Here is a 22,026-nt window from a genome sequence, read left to right on the forward strand (position 1 = left end):
CGACATGTTGTCCATTTGGCTCGATTTTTGATGGTTAATGCCAAATTCACGACGATCGGTCGTGGGTGGTTAATGCGTACCGATGTTCTTCCTCCGGGCGAAATTCGACACACAACGTCGTCGAGACCCTGGAGAACCCAACGATGAAGTTCGCTTGCCTGGCCGCCGTGGCCGTGACCGCTCTGGCCCTGCCGGCCGCCGCCGCCGACCTGCGCGTGTCGCAGGAACCGACCCCGGTCGTCCGCATCAGCCTGATCGGCAAGACCGACGCCCAAGTGGCCAGCGAGATCCAATCGGCCGCGGCCACCGTCTGCAGCGCCGTGACGGGTCCCTGCGTGCAATCGGCCATCCGCAACGCCAACCGTCAGTACGCCGCGATCAAGCGCACCCGTGACGGCGTCGCCGCCACGAAAGTGGAAGTCATCCGCGATGAACGCGCCAGCGTCCGCGTGAAGGTCGCCGGCCGTTCGTTCGACCAGATCAACGCCGACATCGACGCCGCGGCCAAGTCGGTCTGCAAGGTCGTCGGCGGCCCGAACTTCCGCGGCTGCGTCGACAAGGCCGCGCGCGAAGCCAAGAGCCAGCTGCGCGACATGCAGGTGGCCTCAGCCGGCGAGTTCGCGTCGCGCTGAATTCGGTCCGCAGCGTTGTAGAGCGGCCCGCCGGCGACGGCGGGCCGCTTTGCGTCGAGCGCGCGAGATCGCCGCATGGCCAAACCGAGCGTTGACCCCAGGGTCCGTTGGCCCTATCTGCGCGCTTCCTTGTCCACGGCCCGGAGGGCCCGAGAGATGCGACGACGTCCGCTGGCTTAAGCAGCCACCCGAACCCCAGCGGCCTGGGCTTTCCGCCCCGCCGCAGTCGCCCACTCATCTCTCGAGACCGCCCATGTCCCTGCAACCGTGCCGGCCCCCGCCGGAGCTTGTCCTCGTCAACGAAACGGCCGCCCACGGCCCCGCCATCGAAGCGCTGCTGGACCGCGCCTTCGGGCCGGGGCGCTTCGCCAAGGTGTCCGAGCGCGTCCGCGAGTTCGCCGACTTCGCCCAGGACCTGTCGTTCTGCGCCGTCGAGGGCGACACCGTCGTGGGCGTGGTGCGCATGTGGCGTGTGGCCGCCGGCGACCAGCCGATCGTCTTCCTGGGCCCCCTGGCGGTCGAAGCGACCGAGCGCCGCGCCGGCCTGGGCGCCATGCTGGTCGAGCGGGCCTGCGAGGCCTCGCGTGACGCGGATGAGGCCGCCGTCGTCCTGGTCGGCGACCTGCCGTACTTCCAGCGCGTGGGCTTCGCCGTAGCGCCGGGCGTGAGCCTGCCCGGCCCGGTGGACGCCCGCCGCGTCCTGTTCCGTGCGTTCCGGGACGTGGCCCTGCAGGGCATGATCCAGCCCCGCTGACGGCGTCAGCGCCCCCTCCACCACTCCGTGGTCCCCCTCCCCCATTGGCATGGGGGAGGAACTGAAGCGCATCGATCGGCCCTAGTTCCTCACCCGCTTGCGGGGGAGGGGGACCGCGAAGCGGTGGAGGGGGCGTTGGCATTGCCGTGACGGCGGCTTGAGGCGACTCCTCCCACCCCCTACCTTGCCGGGGTGACCACCGTTCAGAAGCCCGGCCTCGACGCCATCGCCCAGGCGGCGCAGTCCCACGAAAAGGGGCAAGCCCCCGGCCGCGGCCTGCCGCCGGTGCACCTGTGGAATCCGGCGCACTCGGGCGAGATCGACATCGTCATCAAGAGCGACGGCCGCTGGCTGCACGAGGGCGCCACGATCTCCCGCGAGGCGATGGTGCGGCTGTTCTCGACCATCCTGCGCAAGGACCCTGACGGCATCTATCTCGTCACGCCGGTCGAGAAGCTGAAGATCACCGTCGAGGACGCGCCGTTCGTCGCCGTGAGGGTGGATCGCGAGGGCGGCGACCTGAAATTCCTCACCAACGTCGGCGACGAGGTCACCGCCGGCCCTGACCACGCCATCCGCGTCGAGGTCGGTGACGACGGCGAGCCCCGGCCTTATCTGCACGTCCGCCGCGGCCTCGAGGCGTTGATCTCGCGGCCGGTCTTCTACGAACTGGTCGACCTGGCCGAGCCACGCGACACCCCGGGCGGCGAGACCCTGGGCGTCAGCTCGAACGGCGCCTGGTTCGCCGTGGGCCCGCCGGGCGCGCACCTGCTGTGAACGTCACGGCCCCCGCCCACGAACTGCGCGACTGGATCGCCGATCACCTCGATCCGCTGCACGATCACGCGGTCGAGGGTGGGCTGCGGCGCTCGGACTTCGACCTTTCGCCCGGCGGCTGGGCCGACGCCTCGGCCGGTCCGCCGAAGCCCGCCGCGGTGCTGATCGGGCTGGTGGAACGCGACCACGGCCTGAACGTGCTGCTCACCCGTCGCTCCGACACCATGCGCAGCCACACCGGCCAGGTCGCCCTGCCGGGCGGGCGCCAGGACGAGGGCGAGCAGCCCTGGGAGACGGCGCTGCGCGAGGCGCACGAGGAGGTCGGGCTCGAGCCGCATTTCGTCAGCCTGATCGGCCTGTCGACCCCGTACCACACGGGGAGCGGCTACCTGATCACGCCGGTGGTGGGCTTCGTGCGGCCGGGCTTCTCGCTGACTCCGAACCCGGATGAGGTCGCTGACATCTTCGAGACGCCGTTCGGCTATCTCATGGACCCGGCCAACTACCAGGAACACGAGCGGACGATGCCCACGGGCGAGACCCGGCGCTTCTATGCGACCACCCACGAGACCCAGTACATCTGGGGCGCCACCGCGGGCATCCTGCGCGCACTCCACGAGCGGCTGTACGGCGCGACCCTTGCCTAGCGCGCGCCTTCGCGTCACTTCCGCGCCATGACCGACACCCCCTCCAAGAACGAAGGCCTGGGCCAGCGCCACTGGATGACCAACCCCGCGACGGTCGCGGTGCTGGACGCGCTCGAGGCCGAAGGCGGCGCCGACTGCGCGCGGTTCGTGGGCGGCAGCGTCCGCAACGCCCTGGTCGGCCGCGCGGTCGACGACATCGACATCGCCACCACGCTGACGCCCGACCGTGTGACGAAGGCCCTGAAGGCCACCGGCATCGCCGCGATCCCTACGGGCATTGAGCACGGCACGATCACCGCCGTGTCGAACCACTTGCCGCACGAGATCACCACGCTGCGCCGCGACGTCTCCACTGACGGCCGCCGCGCCACGGTGGCCTTCACGACCGACTGGGCCGAGGACGCCCGGCGCCGCGACTTCACGCTGAATTCGCTCTACGCGCGCCGCGACGGCTCGATCTTCGACCCCACCGGCCACGGCGTGGCCGACGCCAAGGCGGGCCGCATCGTCTTCGTGGGCGAGCCCGAGCAGCGGCTGGTCGAGGACCATCTGCGCAACCTGCGCTTCTTTCGGTTCTACGCCTGGTTCGGGAAGGGCGCGCCCGACGCGGCCGCCGTCGCCGCCTGCGCGCGCCTGAAGGACAGCATCGACAACCTGGCGGCGGAGCGCATCTCCAAGGAAATCCTGAAGCTGCTGGCGGCCGACGACCCTCGCGCCGCCGTGCGCCTGATGGCCGAGACGGGCGTGCTGGAGGTGGTCCTGAAAGCCAAGGCCAACCTGGCCCGCTTCGAAGCCTTCGTGGAGGTCGAGACCGAGCAGCTCTTCGACTGCGATCCCGTCCTGCGCCTGGCCGCCCTCTTGCCCGACGACCAGGTGGCCGCGATGGCGTTGGCGACGCGGCTGCGCCTGTCGAACCCCGACCGCGACCGCATCGTGGCCGCGCTGGCCCCGACGCCTGTGCTGAAGAGCTGGATGAGCCCGCGCGAGATCCGCCGCGAGGTCTACCGCGCCGACACGGCCACGTTCCGCGACCGCGCCAAGCTGGCCTGGGCCGCCTCGCCGCGCACGGCCACGACGATGCAGTGGCGCGGCATGATCGCCCTGGCCGAAGGCTGGACCCGCCCCGAGCTGCCGCTCAGCGGCCAGGAGGTCATGAATGCCGGGGTGCCGAAGGGCCCGCTGGTCGGCCAGGTGATGCGCGAGGTCGAGGACTGGTGGATCGACAACGACTTCATCGACGACAAGCTGTCGGTCATTGAGAAGCTGAAGGCCGTGGCCCAGGGCATGGTCTATTGAAGATCGGCATCCTCAAGACCGGCCGGCCGCCGAACCCGGCGATCCCGACGTTCGGGACCTATCCCGACATGTTCATGGAGCTGCTGGGCCGCGACGCCTACGACTGGGCCACCTATGCGGCGGAAGAGGGCGAGTATCCGGCGGCGCCCGAGGACTGCGACGCCTACATCGTCACCGGCTCGGCGGCGGGGGTCTATGACGATGACCCCTGGATCGCCCAGCTGATGGACTTCCTGCGCGCCGCGAAGGGCCGCGCGAAGCTGGTCGGCGTCTGCTTCGGCCACCAGGCCATGGCCCAGGCGTTCGGCGGCCAGGTGATCAAGTCGCCCAAGGGCTGGGGCATCGGCGAACACGCCTACGAGGTCGTCAGCCGCGAGCCCTGGATGGACGCCTCCGATCCCATCCGCCTGCCCGCCTCCCACCAGGACCAGGTGGTGACCCTGCCGCCGGGCGCCGAGGTGATCGCGCGGTCCGAGTTCACCCCCTTCGCCGCCCTGGCCTGGCGCGACCAGCCCGCCATCTCGATGCAGCCGCACCCCGAGTTCCTGCCGGCCTACGCCACCGCCCTCATCGAGGCCCGCCGCGGCAAGGTCTACGCCGACGACCAGGCCGATCGCGCCATCGCCAGCTACGGCCGGCCGGATGACCGGGCGCGCGTCGGCGGCTGGATCCGGGCGTTCTTGGCGGGGTAGGGGCGCTGCGCGGGACTCAGCCGATCGCCATCCACACCACGCTCTTCGGCGGCACGCCCTCCAGCCGGCGAAACCCGTACGCTTCGTAGAACCGCTGTGCGCGCACGTTCTGCGCTTGGCAGCCCAGGTGCGCGCGGCCGCCGACGGCGCCGAGGAAGGCGTCCATGAGCCGCCGTCCCATGCCCTGGCCCTGCAGCCGGGGCAGCAGGTCGATGTGCAGGTGCGCCGAGGCGGCGTCGACCGCTGCCTGCGGAGTCTGCGGCGGGTGATGGATGTGATGGGCGTCCCACTGTTCGCGGTTGCGCGTCCTCGCGGGCACGTCGACGGGGTCTGAATACCGCTCCCGCAGCGCCGGCCACCACTCCGCCTCCAGCCGCGCCTCAAACGCCCGCGTGTCGGGCGCGCCCAGGATGTAGCCCGCAACGCCCGCATCATCCTCGGCCACGAAGGCGTACTGAGGCAGCAACACCCCGTACGGCGCCGCGAAGATCTCCCCGATGATCCTGTGGTCCGCGTAGAGGTGCGTGCCGTCGGCGCCGTTGTCGCCGGTCTTCAGGCAGATGTCGTAGAGCGCCGGCAGGTCCGCCGACCGATAGGGTCGGACCCGCGCCATCAGGCGTCCCGTTGCAGGTCGCGCAGGGCGGCGAAGGTGATCAGCCGGGCGCCCGCCGCGTCGATCAGGTCGCTGAAGGCCGGGCTCAGCATCTCGGCGTAGTCGCCGGTGCGGATGTCGGTGTGCGTCGGGTCGTAGGCGCGCAGCTCCGGGCCGTCCTCCACCGGATGCAGGAAGAGCTCGGTTACGCCCGGCCGCAGGTTCGCCAGTCGCTCGGCCACCGACCCGCGGGGGCGGCCCCACACGTCGATCATGTGGTCGGGATAGAGGATGCCCTCGGCCCGCGCCGCGCCGCGCGCGGCGAAGCCCAGGCGTTCCTCTGCGCGTGCCCCGAACATACGGACCGGCAGGCGATACTCGGCGGCGAGGTCGAGGAAGATCTCGAAGTATCGCCGCTCCAGCTGCATCACGCCCATGTGCGTGTCCAGGTGGGTGACGTCAACGCCCCAGGCGAAGGCCTGCTCGATCTGGGCGCGGCACTCGGCGCGGACGTCGGCAAGGTCGGCGCGATCCCACACAGCCTCGGCGGTTGTGGGGAGATAACCCTCTGCATCGTGCAGCGAGGACGCGCCCGTGAGGCTGCGCCAGCGGTAGGCAGGGTACTCGGCGGTCAAGGTCAGATGCACGCCGATGCCGCCGTCCTGGGCGCGCCGAACGCCATCCAGCGCCCAGGGGCACGGAACCATCAGCGTGGAGCTGGAGGCCGCCCCGCGGCGCATCACCTCGCCGATGGCGCGATTGGCTGACGCCGACGAGCCCAGGTCGTCGCAGTTGACAATCAGCAGCTTGGCGTCGGACGAGAAGCCCAGGCGTTCGGCAAGTGTCGGCAAGCTCTATCCTCTTTCCCCGCTCGTGAGGGAGGAGAGAACGACAAGCCCGGACCTACGTCCAGGCCACCATCGGCGGCATCGACGACAGGATGGTCTCGATGTTCCCGCCGGCCTTCAGGCCGAACATCGTGCCGCGGTCGTAGAGCAGGTTGAACTCGACGTAGCGGCCGCGGCGGATCAACTGCTCCTGCCGTTCGGCCTCGCCCCAGGGCTGGCTCATCCGCTTGCGCACGATCTTTGGATAGACGTCGAGGAACGCTTCGCCGACGGCGCGGGTGAACGCGAAGTCCTTCTCGAAGTCTCCGCTGTTGTGGCGGTCGTAGAAGATGCCGCCGATGCCACGCATCTCCTTGCGATGGGGCAGGTAGAAGTACTCCTCGCACCACGCCTTGTACTTGCCGTACCACTCGGGATCGAAGGGATCGCAGGCGCCGCGCATCGCGGCATGGAACAGCTGCGTGTCCTCGGCCTCCTGGGTCCGCTGAACGTCCAGCATGGGCGTCAGGTCGGCGCCGCCGCCGAACCAGCTTTCGGCCGTCGACAGGAAGCGGGTGTTCATGTGCACGGTCGGCACGCATGGGCTGCGCGGGTGGACGATCAGGCTGATGCTGGACGAAACGTAGGTCGGATCCTTGTCGGCGCCCGGCATCTGGGCCGCCATCTCGGGCGAGAAGCGCGCCGTGGCGGCCGAAGTATGCACCGCCGCCTTCTCGAACAGCCGGCCCTTGAAGAAGCCGCCGATGCCGCCGCCGACGCCGGTGTCGCGGGTCCAGGGCCGCATGTCGAAGCGGCCGGCCGGTTCCGGGAACAGCTCGGCCGGCGCTTCGGCGTCCAGCTGCTCCAGCTCGGCGCAGATTCGCGCCTGCAGGTCCTCGAACCACGTCTTGGCGCGGTCGCGGCGTTCCAGAATCTCAGGCGGCAGGGTCGTCGTCATGCGGGCGAGTCTGTTCGTTGCAGGCGCGGGAAGGCCTTGATCTGCCGCAAGGCCTCGCCCAACGCCAGTGTCGCGGCGGTCACGACGTTCAGCGATCGGGCCCCGGGCGCCAGGGGAATCACCACGCGCGCGTCTGCGGCATCATGGACCTCTTCGGGGACGCCGGCGCTCTCGCGGCCGAACAGCAGGATGTCGTTCTCGGCGAACGCGACGTCGTGCAGCGGCGTGGCGCCCCGCGTCGTGAACAGCACCAGCCGGCCGGAAGGCGCGGATTCAGAACGAAAATCCCGCCAGCCTGCGTGTCGCGTCACCTGCGCAAAGGCCGCGTAGTCCATCGCCGCGCGGCGGATTGCCGCGTCGCTCAAGGGGAAGCCGCAGGGCTCGATCACGTCCAGCGGAACGCCCAGGCAGGCGGTCAGCCGTATCGCGGCGCCCAGGTTTTGCGGAATGTCCGGTTGAAAAAGGGCCAAACGCATTCTAAGGCCTCTCGCCATCGGGAGTAGCCGGGGGGCAGGGGTACGAATCACGGGCGGGCGGACATGCAGTTCGCATTATTGCCCGTGTAACGCGCCTGGCCCTCGTCCGCGCCCGGAAACGGTCCTGCGTCAGCGCTGACGCGGGCCGCAAGCATTTGGGCCTCAAGGGGAAACCCGGGCAGGCCCCTTTCGAAGGGTAGCTTCAAGGTGGCCGACACCGTCGCGGGCGCAAATCCCGACACGCATGGCTCGGGGGACGACCCCAGCCGTCGCGACTTCATTCATATCGCCGCTGGCGCGGCCGCGGTTGGCGCCGTGGTCGGCGTCGCCTGGCCGTTGATCGATCAGATGAACCCCGCCGGCGACACGCTGGCGCTGTCTTCGATCGAGTTCGACCTGGGCAAGGTGGCTCCGGGGCAGCAGGTCGTCGTGAAATGGCGGGGCAAGCCGCTGTTCGTCCGTAACCGCAGCCCGGAACAGATCGCTGCGGCCGTGAAGGACGACAACGCGAGCGACCTGCGCGATCCGCAGACCGACGAAGAGCGGCACAAGCCCGGCAAGGCCGAGTGGCTGGTGCTGGTCGGCACCTGCACGCACCTGGGCTGCGTGCCCACGGTCGGCGGCGGCGACTACGGCGGCTGGTTCTGCCCGTGCCACGGGTCGCACTACGACCTGTCGGGTCGTATTCGGAAGGGCCCGGCGCCGAGGAACCTCGAAGTGCCGGAATACGCCTTCCTCACTGACACCTCGATCAAGGTGGGCTGAACCCGATGAGCGGACATTCAACCTACGAGCCGAAGACCGGCATCGAGCGTTGGCTCGATACGCGCCTGCCCATCGTGCGGTTCATGAAGGACACGGCGCTCGACTTCCCGACGCCGAAGAACCTGAACTACTGGTACACGTTCGGCGGCATCCTGGCGCTCATGCTGGGCATCCAGCTGGCCACCGGCATCGTGCTGGCCATGCACTACGTGCCGCACGTCGACCACGCCTTCGCCTCGGTCGAGCGCATCATGCGTGACGTCAACTACGGTTGGCTGATCCGCTACATGCACGCCAACGGCGCCTCGATGTTCTTCCTGGCGGTCTACATCCACATGATCCGCAACCTCTACTACGGCTCCTACAAGGCGCCGCGCGAGGTGCTGTGGATCCTGGGCTGCGTGATCTACCTGCTCATGATGGCCACCGCCTTCATTGGCTACGTGCTGCCATGGGGCCAGATGAGCTTCCACGGCGCCGTCGTGATCACCAACCTGATCGGCGCGCTGCCGATCGTGGGCGAGCCGATCACCACCCTGCTCTGGGGCGGCCCGGCGGTGGACAACCCGACCCTCAACCGCTTCTTCTCGCTGCACTATCTGCTGCCCTTCGTGATCGCAGGCGTCGTGATCCTGCACATCTGGGCGCTGCACGTGCCGGGGAACAACAACCCGACCGGCGTGAACGTGAAGTCGAAGGCCGACACCGTTCCGTTCCACCCGTACTACACGGTGAAGGACGGCTTCGCGATCGCGGTCTTCCTGCTGCTGTACGCCAGCTTCGTGTTCTACAACCCGAACGTCCTGGGCCACGCCGACAACTACATCCCGGCCAACCCGCTGGTGACTCCGGCCCACATCGTGCCCGAATGGTACTTCCTGCCGTTCTACGCGATCCTGCGGGCGGTCCCCGACAAGCTGGGCGGCGTGCTGCTCATGTTCGGCGCCATCGGCACCCTGTTCGTGGTGCCCTGGCTCGACACGTCGAAGGTGCGCTCGATGCGCTACCGCCCGACGGCGCGGCTGTACTTCTTCATCTTCATCTTCATGTCGCTCGTGCTGGGCTACTGCGGCGGCCAGCTGCCGGACAACCCCGTGTTCGGCTCGCCCAGCGGCTTCAAGCTGCTCGACGCCGACATCAACAGCATGGTGTGGCTCAGCCGCGTCGCGACCATCTACTTCTTCGCCTACTTCTGGCTGATCCTGCCCGTCCTCGGCCTGACGGAAACCCCGCTGCCGGTGCCGGAATCGATCTCGGAACCTGTCCTGTCGCATCCCGCCACGACGCCCGCGGGCGCCGCGGCGTCGCCTGAAAAGAGGGGCTAAGCCTAAGATGCTGCGCAAAGGTATCGCGCTCGCGGCGCTGGGCCTCGCCCTCATCGGTGGGCCCGCTCTCGCCGCCGGCGGTCACGCGGAAATCCGTCACGTCGACTGGACGTTCGACGGCCCGTTCGGGAAGTTCAACCCGGCCCAGGTCCAACGCGGCTACAAGGTCTATCGGGAGGTCTGCGCGGCCTGCCACTCGATGAACCTGATGTACTTCCGCAACCTGGGTCAGGCCGGCGGTCCGTTCTACGACCCCGAGTACAAGAACCCGAACGACAACCCGTACGTGAAGGCGTTGGCCAAGGACATCCAGGTCAACGACATCGACTCCGAGACGGGTGACGTGGTCCAGCGTCCGGCCATTCCGGCCGACAAGTTCCCGTCGCCGTTCCCGAACGACGCCGCCGCGGCGGCCTCGAACGGGGGCGCGATCCCGCCCGACCTGTCGGTGATCGTGAAGGCTCGCACGGGCGGCGCCGACTACATCTACTCGCTGCTGACGGGCTACCGCACGCCGCCGGCCGGCCTGAAGGTGGCTCCGGGCCAGAACTACAACGTCGCCTTCCCGGGCGACCTGACGCCCTTCTGGAGCGGCGACCACAAGAAGGTGCCGCCCGGCGGCTTCCTGGCGATGCCGCCGCAGCTGACGCCCGACAAGGTGACGTTCGACGACGGCACCAAGTCGACCGTCGACCAGCAGGCGCAGGACGTCGTGGCCTTCCTGGCCTGGGCCTCCGAGCCCAAGCAGATGGAGCGCAAGTCATTCGGCCTGGGTGCGATGATCTACCTGCTGATCTTCACGGTCCTGCTGTACTTCAGCTACCGCCGCGTCTGGCGCAACGTCGCCCACTAAGGCGCACGCCAGATCCGAGTTCGAGCGGCCCCGGAGAAATCCGGGGCCCTTTTCGTTGGGCGGATAGGGCGGTCGCTAGGGTAGCGGCTGGGCGATCAGCTTCCCGGCGGGAAAATCGAAGCGCAGGCGGAAGTGGGCCAGGACGTCGGCGCCCAACAGGCCCACCACATCGCCCTCGGGCTTCATCAGCCCCGCGCCCGCGTCCAGGCCCGTAGCGCCGGCAAACGACACCTGCGGCAGTCGCGCGAGCCAGACGCCGTCAGGATAGACCTCCTGCGAGCGCGGCAGCGTACCCGGGACCACCCGGGCCAGATCGTCGGCTAGCCGCACGGGCGCATTGGCCCCGCTGGCGATCACGAACCGGCCCCGGATCGTGCGCATCTCGTCCGAGACGGAGGCCTCGGCGGTGGGGCGGCCCAGATCCCAGCCCAGATTCAGCACCCGGCCAGTGAAGCGCGGCGCCTGTCCGGCCGGCCAGAGCCGCACGCGGCACGGCGCATAGCTCACGTCAACCACGAAGCCCCTCAGCACGTCCGCGCCAATAACGCCGGCCGCTGGGGTCGGCAAGTTCCAGGTGCGCACGTCCAGGTCAGCCACCGTCAGCACCGCGGCGCGGACCGCCATCCCCGCCACCCGGACGTCGCCGGTCAGCGCGGTGTCGGTGATGCCCTCGGCCTCGGCCTTGGTGGAATGCAGCGTGGTCTGCGCCGCCCCGGTGTCCAGGATGTAGTCGCCGCCGATGCCGGCCACCACGGCGGGCACGGTTATGGTCCCGGCCTCATAGCGGCAGGCGACCTCGCCCGCGAGCGCGGGGCTCGTGGCGGCCAGGGCCAGTATGCCGAAGGGGAGGGGACTCAGCCGGATCACGCCCGACCATAGCCCGAGATTCCGCCTTATCCCCGCCCCGCGTTGTCGGCACATTCGGCCCATGGCTCACACGCCCGCCTGGAGAAACTTCCGTCGCACCCAGGACCTGACCGTCGCAACGGCCGGGCTCATCTACGCGGGCGCCGTGGTCCACGCCTTCGACCGTCTGGCGGGCGACCCGCTGCTGGTGCAGCGGACCCTGCTGTGGCCGGGGCTCTTCCTGTCGCTCTCGCTGTCCGTGCCCCTGGCGGTGGGCGTGCTGCGACGCACCCTCGCCCGGTACGTCTGGATGAGTTTCCAGGCGGGGTTCGGCCAGAACGTGCGCTCGATCGTGGGCGGCGTGGTCCTGCTGGGCGGGGCGGCGGCCCTGATCTACTGGCAGATCTCCATCGCCGCGCACGGCGGCCGCTATCCGGCCGGCGTCTTCTCTGGCTACGCGGCTGGCATCGGCATCCTCGCGGCCCAGGCGGCCCTCGTGCGCGTGCTGGAGCGGCATCCCGAGGTGAGGAAGCAGATCGAGCTTTAGGGCTCCCCGCCCCGGTTGTTGCCCCCGCCGTTCCGGGCGAACAGCTGCAGGGTGCGCAGGCGCGAGAGCCGGGCGCTGTCGGCATGGAAGCCGTTGGGCGCCACGAAGGCGTGGCCCGCCTCGTACTCGTGGACCGGCATCTCGGGATAGGCCTCGCGGATCGCCGCCACTGTGGCCGGCGGGATCAGCTCGTCGGTCTTGCCCAGGTGCAACAGCGTCGGAACCTTCGGCGCGTCGTGCAGGTAGTCGATGATCTGGCCGCCATAGTACGAGGCGACGGCCGACAGGCCCGTGCAGCGCGACGCCGCCAGCCAGGCCACCGTCCCGCCGAAGCAGAAGCCCAGCGCGAATACGGGCGGCGCCATGGCGTCGATGGCCGCCTGGACGCCGTCCAGCACCTCCGCCCCCCACGCCGCATGCTCGGCGTAGCCGTTCTGGCGGGCATAGAGCGCCGGGTCGGTGTCGCGCTCGGCGAAGCCGCGGGCTCCGTCCAGCTCGAGATGGCGGTCGAACAGGCTGGGCACGATGGTTTCGTAGCCATCCTCCGCGAACTGATCGGCCAGGGCCCGCAGGTGCGGGGTGACGCCCCAGATGGCGTGGCAGACGACCAGGCCGCCGCGCCGGGCGTCCATGGTCGGCGCTCGATACGCGTCGAATTCGAAGCCGTCGCGCGGGCTCGCCAGCCGGATCTGCTCGCCCACGGCCTCAGGCCTCGAGCCTAAGCATGGTCGAACAGTTCGAGGGTGCGGTGGCGCGCCAGATCGGCCGCCTCGGCGTTGTAGCGCTCGGGGCTCTGGTTGTTGAAGCCGTGGCCGGCGCCTTCGTAGATGTAGACCGGAACCTTGTCGCCGTGATGCTCGGCGACGGCGACCGCCACGTCGTCGGCCGGGATGCCCGGGTCGGTACGGCCCAGGTGGACGATGGTCGGGCACATCGGCGTCAGCGCCGCGTTCGCCTGGACCATCGAGCCGTAGTAGCTGGACGCCGCCGCGATCCCCTTGACCTTGCAGGCCGCGAGCCAGGTCAGCGAGCCGCCATAGCAATAGCCCACCACGCAGACCTTGCCGCCGTGCTTGCTCAGAAAGTCGCGGCAGGCGGCGAGGTCGCCCAGCGCCTGCTCCAGCGGCGTGGCGCGCGCCTTTTCGATCCCCGCCTTGATCCCGGCGTCGTCATGCTCGGCGTGGAAGTCGCGCTGCAGGCGGTCGAACATCGCCGGCGCGATGGCCTCGTAGCCCATCTTGGCCCAGCGCTCGACGTCGGCCCGGACGTGCCGGTCGATCCCGAAGATTTCCTGGATCACGATCACGCCGCCCTTGTGCGGGGTGAATGCGGGCTCGTGATAGGCGCTGAACTCGAAGCCGTCCGCGCCCGCCAGAGTGATCGTCTCGCCCATCTCCGCCCTCGTTATCTGTCGTTACACGTTGAACCGGAAGTTCATCACGTCTCCGTCCCGGACGACATACTCCTTGCCCTCCTGACGGAGTTTCCCGGCCTCGCGCGCCCCGGCTTCGCCCTTGAGGTTCACATAGTCCTCGTAGGCGATGGTCTCGGCGCGGATGAAGCCCTTCTCGAAGTCGGTGTGGATCACGCCGGCCGCCTGCGGGGCGGTGTCGCCCTTGTGGATGGTCCAGGCGCGCGCCTCCTTGGGGCCGACCGTGAAGTAGGTCTGCAGGCCCAGCAGGTGGTAGGCCTCGCGGATCAGCTTGTTCAGGCCGGGCTCGGTGAGACCCAGGGTCTCCAGGAACTCGGTGCGCTCCTCGGGGTCGAGCAGGGCGATCTCGCTCTCGATCTGGGCCGAGATCACCACGTGGTCGGCGCCGTCCCTCTTCGCGCGCTCCGCGACCGCATTGGACAAATCATTGCCGGTGGCGGCCGAGCCCTCGTCGACGTTGGACACGTACAGCGCGGGCTTGGACGTCAGCAGCTGCAGCATCCGCCACGCCTTCTCGTCCTCGGCCGAGACCTCGACCTTGCGGGCGGGGCGGCCGGCGTTCAGCTCGGTGAGCGCGGCCTGCACCAGGCGCAGGGTCTGGGCGCTCTCCTTGTCGCCGGTCTTGGCGCGCTTCTCCAGGTTGACGACCCGCTTCTCCAGGCTCTCGAGGTCGGCCAGCATCAGCTCGGTCTCGATGGTCTCCAGGTCGGCGATGGGATCGACCCGGCCTTCCACGTGGGTGATGTCGTCGTCGATGAAGCAGCGGGCCACGAAGGCCACGGCGTCGCAGTCGCGGATGTTGGCCAGGAACTGGTTGCCCAGGCCCTCGCCCTTGGACGCGCCGCGCACCAGGCCGGCGATGTCGACGAAGTTCATCCGCGCCGGGATGATCTCCTTCGACGGGATGATCGCGGCCAGCTTCTCCAGGCGCGGCTCGGGCACCGCCACGTCGCCCGTGTTGGGCTCGATGGTGCAGAACGGATAGTTCGCGGCCTGGGCGGCGGCGGTCTGCGTCAGCGCGTTGAAGAGGGTCGATTTGCCGACGTTGGGCAGGCCGACGATGGCGACTTTTAGGGCCATGGGGAGCAGCAGTTCCTAGGGACTTAGCGGGGGCGCTGCCTAGCACGCGCAGAGGCGCGCGCGAAGCGGGCGAGGAACCGCCTGCTTAGCGGCTAGTCATGTGGCGCTCGAATCCGCGCCTTCCAACGCGATTTGGCGCCGCTTGTCGCGCATTCGCTCCCGGCCCCGCGCTGGGCGGCATTAACCCGGACCTGCAAGCGTACTCACTCGGGGGATACATGGAGTCCGGACGTCAAGTTCCAACGCGCCGCCAGCTTCTTCACGCCATCGGCCTGATGGGCGGCACGGCCGCCGTCTACCAGATGATGACCGCGTTCGGGCATGCCGCCGAAACCCGCTTCCCCGGTCCGCCCAACCTGTCCGGAGCGCGCAAGGGCGCGTCCGTGATCGTGCTGGGCGCGGGCCTGGCGGGGATGCTGGCGGCCTACGAGCTGGAAAAGGCGGGCTACAAGGTCCGAATCCTCGAATTCCAGAACCGTCCCGGCGGCCGCAACTGGTCGCTCTATGGCGGCGACACCTACACCGAGATGGGCGGGGCGACCCAGAAGGTGGGCTTCGCCAAGGGCAACTACCTGAACCCCGGCCCCTGGCGCATTCCGCACCATCACCGGACCCTGCTGCACTACTGCAAGAAGTTCGGCGTGGCGCTGGAGCCGTTCATCCAGTTCAACCACAACGCCTACGTCCACAACACCGAGGCCTTCGGCGGCGCGCCGCAGCGGTTCCGATCGCTGGCCGCCGACTTCGAGGGCGGCGTCGCCGAGCTGCTGGGCAAGGCCATCGACCAGAAGGCGCTCGACACCCGGCTGACCGCCGAAGACACCGACCGACTGAAGGAAGCTCTGCGCTCGTGGGGCATGCTCGACGGCGACATGCGCTATGTGAAGGGCGAGCGCTCTTCCAGCCATCGCGGCTTCGAGCTGCCGCCCGGCGGCGGCGTGAACGGCGCGCCGAAGCCTTCAGACCTGCTGCCCTTCGACGAGGTGCTGAAGTCGGGCATCGCGGCGAACATGTCGTTCTTCATGAACGACGAGTTCCAGACCACCATGTTCCAGCCCGTGGGCGGCATGGGGAAGATCGGCGAGGGATTCGCCCGCCAGGTCGGCCGCCTGATCACCTACAACGCCAAGGTCACCAAGCTCTTCCAGGACAAGACCGGCGTCACGGTCAGCTATACCGACACCGCCAAGGGAACGGCGACCACGGCCCAGGCCGACTACTGCGTCTGCACCATTCCCCTGACCGTGCTGAGCCAGATCGAATCGAACCTGTCGGAGAAGAAGCAGGCCGCGATCGCGGCGGTGCCCTATTCCAACGGCGTGAAGATCGGCCTCGAGATGCGCCGCCGCTTCTGGGAGGAGGAGGCCGACATCTACGGCGGCCACTCGTTCACCAACCAGGAGATCGGCCTGATCTCCTACCCCAACAACAACTTCTTCCAGGACGGACCGGCGGTGCTGCTGGGCTCGTTCGCCAACGGGGCCGGCGGCTATCGGCTCTCGGGCCTGACGCCGGCCGAGCGGATCGAGGCGGCCCTGGAGCAGGGCTCGGTCTTCCATCCGGCCAGCTACCGCAAGGAGTTCTCGAACGGCGCCTCGGTGGCCTGGAGCCGGGTGCCCTGGGTCATGGGCTGCTGCGCCCGCTGGAACGAGGACACCCGACGGGAGCACTATCAGGAGCTTGTGTCCGTCGAAGACCGCATCGTCCTGGCCGGCGAACACGCCTCGTATGTGGGCTGCTGGATGGAAGGCTCGCTGCTGTCGGCGCTGGACGCCATCACCCGTCTGCACAAGCGCGCGCTGGAGGCCTGAGATGATCCGTCGCCTGCTCACCGGCCTCGCCGTCGCCGCGGCCCTGACCACCCCGTCGCTGGCCGACGAACCCGGACCCGGCGGGACCAAGCCGCCCGTCGCCCGCACCGGGCCCGAGGTCTACAAGACCTTCTGCCAGGCTTGCCACATGGCCGACGCCAAGGGCGCGGTCGGCGCGGGCGCCTTCCCGTCCCTGGCCAACAATCCGCGCCTGGGGACGACGGCCTACGCGTCCTACATCATCGCCAACGGCAAGGGCGGCATGCCCTGGTTCCGCGACACGCTCAGCAAGGATCAGGCGCGCGAACTGATCAGCTACTTGCGCACCCACTTCGGCAACGACTTCAAGGACCCGGTCACGGCCGACGACGTCGCGGCCTTCGGCCAGCCCCCGTCGCGGCGATAGCCCCCAAAGCCTTCCAGCGGTCCGCCGAAGAATAACGCCTTCAGGATGGAACTTGTGGCCCATGGCCCAGGTTGGTGCGCTGGAGGGGGTGTCTCCGGCTGGGCTGCGTATCTGCCGACGGGGCGAGCTGCCTTCCTCCGAGTTCGATCATCAACTGACTTGAACGTCGGGAGAACCCGGATGTCCGGGTTCAACGGGGTCCCGTCTCTCTGGAGGGTGCTATGAAACTGAAGACCATCCTCGTCGCTGCGGCGGCGATCACCTTGTCCGCGGGCGCGGCCAACGCGGCCTTGATCACGACGGACGCCGGCTACACCGGCCCTGACCTCGACCTCACCGGCTACGACAACGGCAGCTACAACTTCACCTACGGGCCGGTGGCGGTGGGTGAGTTCACCTTCACCCGCTCCAACACCACCAACAACTCCGGCCAAGGCGCGGTTGTCGGTCAGGGCGGCTACGGCCTCAATGCCAACGGCTCGTTCGGCGGGGACGCGGTGTACATCGGCCTCGACGGTCCGGGCGGCTTCGGCTTCCTCGTCGGCCCGAACGCCTACAGCCAGATCGGCTTCTTCTTCAACTACGCCCCCGGCGTCGGCGATGATCCGACCATCGCCGCGCTCGATATCAACGGCAACGTCCTCGAGGAGTACAACCTCGCCACGGACGCCCCGATCTCCACCCCGGGCGGCTTCAATCAGTTCCAGTTCCGCGGCATCACGCGCGACACGGCCGACATCTATGGGTTCCGCTTCGGCGGCTCGTACCTGCTGGCCTCGGGCACGGCGACGGGCGACGTCATCGGCGGCATTCCGGAGCCGACGACCTGGGCGCTCATGATCCTGGGCTTCGGCTCGGCGGGCGCGATGCTGCGCCGTCGTCGGACCAGCTGCGCGCTCTAGTTCAGCCAGAACGCAGGCAGGGCCCCGGTCGTCGGCCGGGGCTTTTGCTTGTCCGGATCAGGCCTCGGCCCCGGATCAGGCCTCGGACAGAGCCTTGGCCGCCAGGTCGCGCCAGCGCTTGCCTTCCTTGCGGAAGTGACCCGACAGCTTGGTGAGCCGCTTGTCCATGTCGGCGACGGCGGCCCGGGCCTCGTCCTTGCGGCCGTTGCGCGCCATGAAGGCGGCGTACCGCCCAAAGGCCTCGAACCCGGCCACGCGCTGAACGGCCTCGGCGAAGGCTGTGTCGGCCTGCGCCGTATGGCCTAGGCTCTCATGCGCGCGCGCCAACGCCAGGACCGCGCCGGGCGCCAGGGGATCGATCGTCTCGCCGCCGGGGATGAGCTGGATGACGTCCAGCGCGTCCTGCGGCCGGCCCAGTTCCAGGAGCGCATTGGCGCGCCCCAGTAGCAGCGCCGGGTCCTCGGCGTGGATGCCCTGGGCGGCCTGGGCGTAGAGCTGTTCGGCTTCCTCGAAGCGACCGAGTTCGGCCGCGGCCCCGGCCAGCCGTGATTGGTTGCGGACCGTCGGCGTGTCTTCGCAGGCCCGCTTGGCCTCGCGGTACTCGCGGGCCGGGTCGAGCGCGGCGCGCGCCGTCTGTTCCAGCTTCCGGGCGCCTGACCCGCGGGTCAGTTCGGGCAGCACGATGGCGATGAAATAGACCAGCCCGCCCAGCGGCTGGAAGATCAGGATGATCCACAGCCAGAACAGCTCGCGCCCCGTCCGCACCACATGGACGGCGAGCGCGATGGAGAAGATCAGCGACAGCCCGATCAGCGGCAGCGAGCCGCCCAGCAGACCCAGGGTGCTCATTCGCCGCCGCCTCGGGCCTGCTTGCGCGGGTCGGCCTTCTCGGCGGGCGCCAGGCGCATCACCTCGGTCTGGTAGCGCTCGTCCTCGCCCATCGCGAGCAGCGGGGCGGCGTCGGCGCAGGCCTGCAGCAGGGGCTCGACCCAGGCCATTTCGGCCTTGTGGAAGTCGCTGAGCACGTGGCCCTGCACCAGGGCCTTGTCGCCCGGATGCCCGGTGCCCAGACGCGCGCGGCGGAAGTGCGGGCCCACCTGAGAGGTGATCGAGCGCACGCCGTTGTTGCCCGCCGCCCCGCCGCCGGCCTTCATGCGGAAGCGGCCCGGCGCCAGGTCGATCTCGTCGTAGAACACGACCAGGTCGACGGCGGGATCCAGCTTGAAGAACTTCACCGCCTCGCCCACGGCGCGGCCGCTTTCGTTGTAGTAGCCCTGTGGCTTGAGGATCAGCGCGCGGACCGGGCCTTGCGGCGTGTCGATCTGGCCCTCGGAACAGTGGCCCTGAAAACGCGAACGCGCCGCGGAGAAACCCCAGCGGCGCGCAATCTCGTCAACGGCCATGAAGCCGATGTTGTGGCGGTTCTTCGCGTAGGTGGGGCCAGGGTTGCCCAGGCCTGCAATGAGCAGCACGGACGTCCCCGATCCCTATGCGAAGTGCGAGGACTAGGCCTCGCCTTCCGTCGCCTCGGCGGCGTCGGTCACGCCCTTGGACATCGTGATGGAGGCCACGGCCAGGTCGCCGTCGATCGCGGCGGTGACGCCGGCCGGCAGCTTCAGGTCCGCGACGCGCACGGTGTCGCCGATTTCCAGGCCCGTCAGGTCGACCACGATCTCTTCCGGGATCTCGTCGGCGTGGCACGAGACCGACACCGCGTGCAGGGTCACGCCCAGCGTGCCGCCGCGCTTCAGGCCCGGAGAGGCTTCTTCGTTCGCGAAGTGGACGTTCACGTCGATCTTGATCTGCTGGTGCTCGTCGACCCGGTACAGGTCGAAGTGCCAGGGCTCGTCGGTGACCGGATGCATGTCGATCGCCTTGGCGATGACCGGCTGGGTCTCTTCGCCGTACTTCAGGGTCACCAGGTGACCCAGCAGCTTGCCCGTGTAGAGCGCCTTGCGGAACTCGTTGGACTTCACGGCGATGGCCACCGGATCCTTGTCGCCGCCGTACAGGACGCCCGGGACCTTGCCGCTGCGACGGGTGGCGCGCGCGCCGCCGGTGCCGGTCTGTTCGCGCACTTCAACGTTCAAAATGATCTCGGCCATGGCCTTGCCTCAAAACGAAGCCGCCGCGCGACTCGCGCGCGGCGACGAAATATCTATGACCTGTCGGTCGAAAGGGTGCGCGTAGATACACAAAAGCCCCGCCCTGCGCAACGGGGCGGCTGAGCTCATTTGCGCGGCGTTTTCGTCAGCTCTTCTTCTTCACCGGCTTGCGCTTCGCCGGCGGCTTCTTCACCTGCATGCCCTTGTTGATCGACTCCTGGCTCGGAATGAACCGCGCCTCGTAGGGCTCGGGCAGGCCCGCCGCCCGGATCATGCAGCGGCCGGTGTCCATCATGCCGTGCTGGCCCAGGCAGAAGACGTCCTCGTAGTGCGGCCGCGCCACCGCGAGGCACTGGTAGAGGTTCAGCTTCGACATGTTCATGCACATGCCGACGTTGGGCTCGGTCACCAGACCCAGCACCGAATTGACATTGGCGTCGCCCGCCTCGCCCAGGGCGGCCAGGGCGGCCACGGCCAGGGCGCGCACCACCGTCTGGGTGTAGGGCGGCGAGACGGGCGCGCCTGCCGGGACCCCCAGCACCGCAGCCCCCGACGAGGCCTGCTGCAGCCTCGCGGTCTCGTCGACGCTGCCGGTCATGGCGGCGGCCGACAGGCTCTTGGCGGTGGCCAGGCGCGCGTCGCGGCCGGGCACGTCGGCCTTGGACCACGGCTGCTTCTGGATGTCGTAGGCGGCCTGCTTCACGGCCTTGCCGTTGTCGTAGAGCCGCTGCGCGTCTCCCCCCAGCGCCGCGATGATCTGGCCGGCGGCGCTGGCCGAGCCGTTCAGTCCCACCGCATAGGCCGGGTCCTTCAGGATCTCGTAGGCCACCTGACGGCGCTGGGTCGCGTCCTTGGCGTAGATGCGCACGCCCTCGACGAAGGCGCGGTCCTGCAGGGCCACGACGGCGCCATAGGCGATGGCGCCCTTGGCCAGCTGTTGCGGCTCGTACTGGACGCCGGTGCGCAGCGAGGCGGCGATCGCCTCGCCGTCCGTGAAGGCCGGCGCGATGGCCGTGGTGTTGTTCACATACAGCCGATAGGCGCTGGCCAGTTCCACCAGCCGAGGCGACAGCTGGACCACCGGGGCAGGCGGCGGGGGTGGCGGCGCGACCACTTTCGGGGCTTCGGCGCAGGCGGCGACGAACGCGGCCAGCAGGGCCGGAAGAGCGAGACGGACGGCTCGGGGCCGGAAAACGAACGGCATCAGACGGCTTCCCCCACTGTACAGTGGTGATTTCTAGTGTCCGCCCCCGGGAGGCCTATGGATTAGCCGTGGTTTGCCGCCTTGGGCAAGCTCGGGCCGCATCTAGTCGAAGAGCTTCGACACGCTCTCTTCGTTGGCGATGCGCCGGATCGCCTCGCCGATCAGGCTGGCGCAGCTGACGTAGCGGATCTTGCTGGACGTCCCGATGCGGTCGGGCGCCGCGATGGAGTCGGTGACGACCAGCTCCTTCAGGACCGAGCCTTCGACGCGCTCGATGGCGCCGCCCGACAGCACGCCGTGGCTGCAGTAGGCCGAAACCTCGGCCGCGCCGGCGTCGGCCAGGGCCTGGGCCGCGTTGCACAGCGTGCCCCCGCCGTCGATCATGTCGTCGAACAGGATGCAGCGGCGGCCGTCGACGTCGCCGATGATGTTCGCGACCTCGGACTTGCCGGGGCCCGAGCGGCGCTTGTCGACGATGGCCAAGTCGGCGTTCAGGCGGCTGGCGACGGCCAGCGCCCGGACCACGCCGCCCACGTCGGGCGACACGATGAGCAGATCCTTGGTCTTTTCGTAGTTGTCCTTGATGTCGTTCGCCAGCAGCGGCGCGGACAAGAGGTTGTCGGTCGGGATGTCGAAGAAGCCCTGGATCTGGCCCGAGTGCAGATCCATCGTCAGCACCCGGTCGGCTCCGGCGCGGGTGATCAGGTTGGCCACCAGCTTGGCCGAGATCGGCGTGCGGCCGCCGGTCTTCCGGTCCTGGCGGGCATAGCCGAAGTAGGGGGTCACCGCCGTGATCCGACGGGCCGACGCGCGCTTCAGCGCATCGATGCAGACCAGCAGCTCCATCAGGTGGTCGTTGGCCGGATAGCTGGTGGACTGAAGGATGAAGACGTCCTCGCCGCGGACGTTCTCGTCGATGGTGACCCAGACCTCGTTGTCGGCGAACCGCTTCACCTGGGCCCGGCAGAGCGGCAGGTCCAGGTGGCTCGCCACCGCCTGCGCCAGGGTGCGATTGGAGTTGCCGGCGAGCAGCTTCATCGGGGCCTCAGGGCGGGAGTCAGGATGTTGCGCGCGCTTGTAGCAGCGGACGGCGCGCGGG

General features: G+C 69.0%; 26 protein-coding genes. 13 read left to right on the forward strand and 13 right to left on the reverse strand.

The window, feature by feature from the left end; genetic code table 11:
* Positions 1–143: 143 nt before the first annotated feature.
* The 6 genes from ACQ66R_RS18300 to ACQ66R_RS18325 all read left to right on the forward strand — a co-directional run bounded on the left by ACQ66R_RS18300 (position 144) and on the right by ACQ66R_RS18325 (position 4,798).
* Positions 144–632: a hypothetical protein gene (locus ACQ66R_RS18300; RefSeq protein ID WP_430424220.1), complete on the forward strand. Its 489-nt coding sequence runs from the start codon at positions 144–146 to the stop codon at positions 630–632.
* Positions 633–885: 253 nt separating this feature from the next.
* Positions 886–1,386, forward strand: coding sequence for a GNAT family N-acetyltransferase (locus tag ACQ66R_RS18305; RefSeq protein ID WP_430424222.1), 501 nt, complete (start codon positions 886–888; stop codon positions 1,384–1,386).
* Positions 1,387–1,578: 192 nt separating this feature from the next.
* Positions 1,579–2,163 (forward strand): DUF1285 domain-containing protein, encoded by a 585-nt coding sequence (locus ACQ66R_RS18310; protein ID WP_430424224.1) that lies wholly within the window; start codon positions 1,579–1,581, stop codon positions 2,161–2,163.
* Positions 2,160–2,810 (forward strand): CoA pyrophosphatase, encoded by a 651-nt coding sequence (locus ACQ66R_RS18315; RefSeq protein ID WP_430424226.1) that lies wholly within the window; start codon positions 2,160–2,162, stop codon positions 2,808–2,810. The genes ACQ66R_RS18310 and ACQ66R_RS18315 overlap by 4 nt, the downstream gene beginning before the upstream one ends.
* Positions 2,811–2,837: 27 nt before the next feature.
* The gene (locus tag ACQ66R_RS18320) at positions 2,838–4,106 is read left to right on the forward strand and encodes a CCA tRNA nucleotidyltransferase (protein WP_430424228.1); all 1,269 of its coding nucleotides are present in this window, start codon (positions 2,838–2,840) and stop codon (positions 4,104–4,106) included.
* On the forward strand, positions 4,103–4,798 hold the full coding sequence (locus ACQ66R_RS18325; RefSeq protein ID WP_430424230.1) for a glutamine amidotransferase-related protein: 696 nt from the start codon (positions 4,103–4,105) through the stop codon (positions 4,796–4,798). Before ACQ66R_RS18320 ends, ACQ66R_RS18325 begins: the two co-directional genes overlap by 4 nt.
* A 16-nt stretch (positions 4,799–4,814) precedes the next feature.
* Here ACQ66R_RS18325 and ACQ66R_RS18330 read toward each other — a convergent pair whose 3' ends face one another.
* The 4 genes from ACQ66R_RS18330 to ACQ66R_RS18345 are packed head-to-tail and all read right to left on the reverse strand — an operon-like array spanning position 4,815 to position 7,651.
* Complete coding sequence (locus tag ACQ66R_RS18330; RefSeq protein ID WP_430424232.1) at positions 4,815–5,411, reverse strand: GNAT family N-acetyltransferase; 597 nt, start codon at positions 5,409–5,411, stop codon at positions 4,815–4,817.
* Complete coding sequence (locus ACQ66R_RS18335) at positions 5,411–6,241, reverse strand: ChbG/HpnK family deacetylase (protein ID WP_430424234.1); 831 nt, start codon at positions 6,239–6,241, stop codon at positions 5,411–5,413. The genes ACQ66R_RS18330 and ACQ66R_RS18335 overlap by 1 nt, the downstream gene beginning before the upstream one ends.
* A gap of 52 nt (positions 6,242–6,293) precedes the next feature.
* Complete coding sequence (gene hemF / locus ACQ66R_RS18340) at positions 6,294–7,175, reverse strand: oxygen-dependent coproporphyrinogen oxidase (protein ID WP_430424236.1); 882 nt, start codon at positions 7,173–7,175, stop codon at positions 6,294–6,296.
* Positions 7,172–7,651, reverse strand: a complete 480-nt coding sequence (locus ACQ66R_RS18345) for a tRNA (cytidine(34)-2'-O)-methyltransferase (protein WP_430426347.1) — start codon at positions 7,649–7,651, stop codon at positions 7,172–7,174. Before ACQ66R_RS18345 ends, hemF begins: the two co-directional genes overlap by 4 nt.
* 207 nt (positions 7,652–7,858) lie before the next feature.
* Here ACQ66R_RS18345 and petA point away from each other — a divergent pair, with 207 nt between their 5' ends.
* The 3 genes from petA to ACQ66R_RS18360 are packed head-to-tail and all read left to right on the forward strand — an operon-like array spanning position 7,859 to position 10,594.
* Positions 7,859–8,416, forward strand: a complete 558-nt coding sequence (gene petA / locus ACQ66R_RS18350; RefSeq protein ID WP_430424238.1) for a ubiquinol-cytochrome c reductase iron-sulfur subunit — start codon at positions 7,859–7,861, stop codon at positions 8,414–8,416.
* A gap of 5 nt (positions 8,417–8,421) precedes the next feature.
* Complete coding sequence (locus ACQ66R_RS18355) at positions 8,422–9,741, forward strand: cytochrome b (RefSeq protein WP_430424240.1); 1,320 nt, start codon at positions 8,422–8,424, stop codon at positions 9,739–9,741.
* A gap of 7 nt (positions 9,742–9,748) precedes the next feature.
* Positions 9,749–10,594, forward strand: a complete 846-nt coding sequence (locus ACQ66R_RS18360; RefSeq protein ID WP_430424242.1) for a cytochrome c1 — start codon at positions 9,749–9,751, stop codon at positions 10,592–10,594.
* A gap of 75 nt (positions 10,595–10,669) precedes the next feature.
* Here ACQ66R_RS18360 and ACQ66R_RS18365 read toward each other — a convergent pair whose 3' ends face one another.
* On the reverse strand, positions 10,670–11,461 hold the full coding sequence (locus tag ACQ66R_RS18365) for a hypothetical protein (protein ID WP_430424244.1): 792 nt from the start codon (positions 11,459–11,461) through the stop codon (positions 10,670–10,672).
* 61 nt (positions 11,462–11,522) lie between these two features.
* Between ACQ66R_RS18365 and ACQ66R_RS18370 the strand changes: the two genes are divergently transcribed.
* Positions 11,523–11,987, forward strand: a complete 465-nt coding sequence (locus ACQ66R_RS18370; protein WP_430424245.1) for a hypothetical protein — start codon at positions 11,523–11,525, stop codon at positions 11,985–11,987.
* Here the strand turns inward: ACQ66R_RS18370 and ACQ66R_RS18375 are convergent.
* The 3 genes from ACQ66R_RS18375 to ychF are packed head-to-tail and all read right to left on the reverse strand — an operon-like array spanning position 11,984 to position 14,499.
* Positions 11,984–12,688 (reverse strand): dienelactone hydrolase family protein, encoded by a 705-nt coding sequence (locus tag ACQ66R_RS18375; RefSeq protein WP_430424247.1) that lies wholly within the window; start codon positions 12,686–12,688, stop codon positions 11,984–11,986. The two genes, ACQ66R_RS18370 and ACQ66R_RS18375, sit on opposite strands and share 4 nt — an antisense overlap.
* A gap of 17 nt (positions 12,689–12,705) precedes the next feature.
* Positions 12,706–13,380: a dienelactone hydrolase family protein gene (locus tag ACQ66R_RS18380; RefSeq protein ID WP_430424248.1), complete on the reverse strand. Its 675-nt coding sequence runs from the start codon at positions 13,378–13,380 to the stop codon at positions 12,706–12,708.
* Positions 13,381–13,401: 21 nt separating this feature from the next.
* The gene (ychF, locus tag ACQ66R_RS18385; protein ID WP_430424250.1) at positions 13,402–14,499 is read right to left on the reverse strand and encodes a redox-regulated ATPase YchF; all 1,098 of its coding nucleotides are present in this window, start codon (positions 14,497–14,499) and stop codon (positions 13,402–13,404) included.
* Positions 14,500–14,717: 218 nt separating this feature from the next.
* On the opposite strand from ychF, the gene ACQ66R_RS18390 reads away from it, so the two are divergent.
* From ACQ66R_RS18390 to ACQ66R_RS18400, 3 genes are all read left to right on the forward strand, one after another.
* Entirely contained in the window at positions 14,718–16,310 is a 1,593-nt protein-coding gene (locus tag ACQ66R_RS18390; RefSeq protein WP_430424252.1) for a flavin monoamine oxidase family protein, read from the forward strand.
* Position 16,311: 1 nt separating this feature from the next.
* Positions 16,312–16,716, forward strand: a complete 405-nt coding sequence (locus ACQ66R_RS18395) for a c-type cytochrome (protein WP_430424253.1) — start codon at positions 16,312–16,314, stop codon at positions 16,714–16,716.
* A 221-nt stretch (positions 16,717–16,937) separates the two neighbouring features.
* Positions 16,938–17,618, forward strand: a complete 681-nt coding sequence (locus tag ACQ66R_RS18400) for a PEPxxWA-CTERM sorting domain-containing protein (RefSeq protein ID WP_430424255.1) — start codon at positions 16,938–16,940, stop codon at positions 17,616–17,618.
* A gap of 75 nt (positions 17,619–17,693) precedes the next feature.
* Here ACQ66R_RS18400 and ACQ66R_RS18405 read toward each other — a convergent pair whose 3' ends face one another.
* From ACQ66R_RS18405 to ACQ66R_RS18425, 5 genes are all read right to left on the reverse strand, one after another.
* Entirely contained in the window at positions 17,694–18,467 is a 774-nt protein-coding gene (locus tag ACQ66R_RS18405) for a tetratricopeptide repeat protein (protein ID WP_430424257.1), read from the reverse strand.
* Positions 18,464–19,090, reverse strand: a complete 627-nt coding sequence (pth, locus tag ACQ66R_RS18410; protein WP_430424259.1) for an aminoacyl-tRNA hydrolase — start codon at positions 19,088–19,090, stop codon at positions 18,464–18,466. Before pth ends, ACQ66R_RS18405 begins: the two co-directional genes overlap by 4 nt.
* Positions 19,091–19,123: 33 nt before the next feature.
* On the reverse strand, positions 19,124–19,723 hold the full coding sequence (locus ACQ66R_RS18415) for a 50S ribosomal protein L25/general stress protein Ctc (RefSeq protein WP_430424261.1): 600 nt from the start codon (positions 19,721–19,723) through the stop codon (positions 19,124–19,126).
* 145 nt (positions 19,724–19,868) lie between these two features.
* A complete protein-coding gene (locus tag ACQ66R_RS18420; protein WP_430424263.1) occupies positions 19,869–20,927 on the reverse strand; it encodes a hypothetical protein in 1,059 nt (352 codons plus the stop codon).
* 102 nt (positions 20,928–21,029) lie between these two features.
* The gene (locus tag ACQ66R_RS18425; RefSeq protein ID WP_430424265.1) at positions 21,030–21,965 is read right to left on the reverse strand and encodes a ribose-phosphate pyrophosphokinase; all 936 of its coding nucleotides are present in this window, start codon (positions 21,963–21,965) and stop codon (positions 21,030–21,032) included.
* Positions 21,966–22,026: the final 61 nt, after the last annotated feature.

Origin of the sequence: Phenylobacterium sp. (genome assembly GCF_965284355.1) — a bacterium.
Lineage (GTDB): Bacteria > Pseudomonadota > Alphaproteobacteria > Caulobacterales > Caulobacteraceae > Phenylobacterium.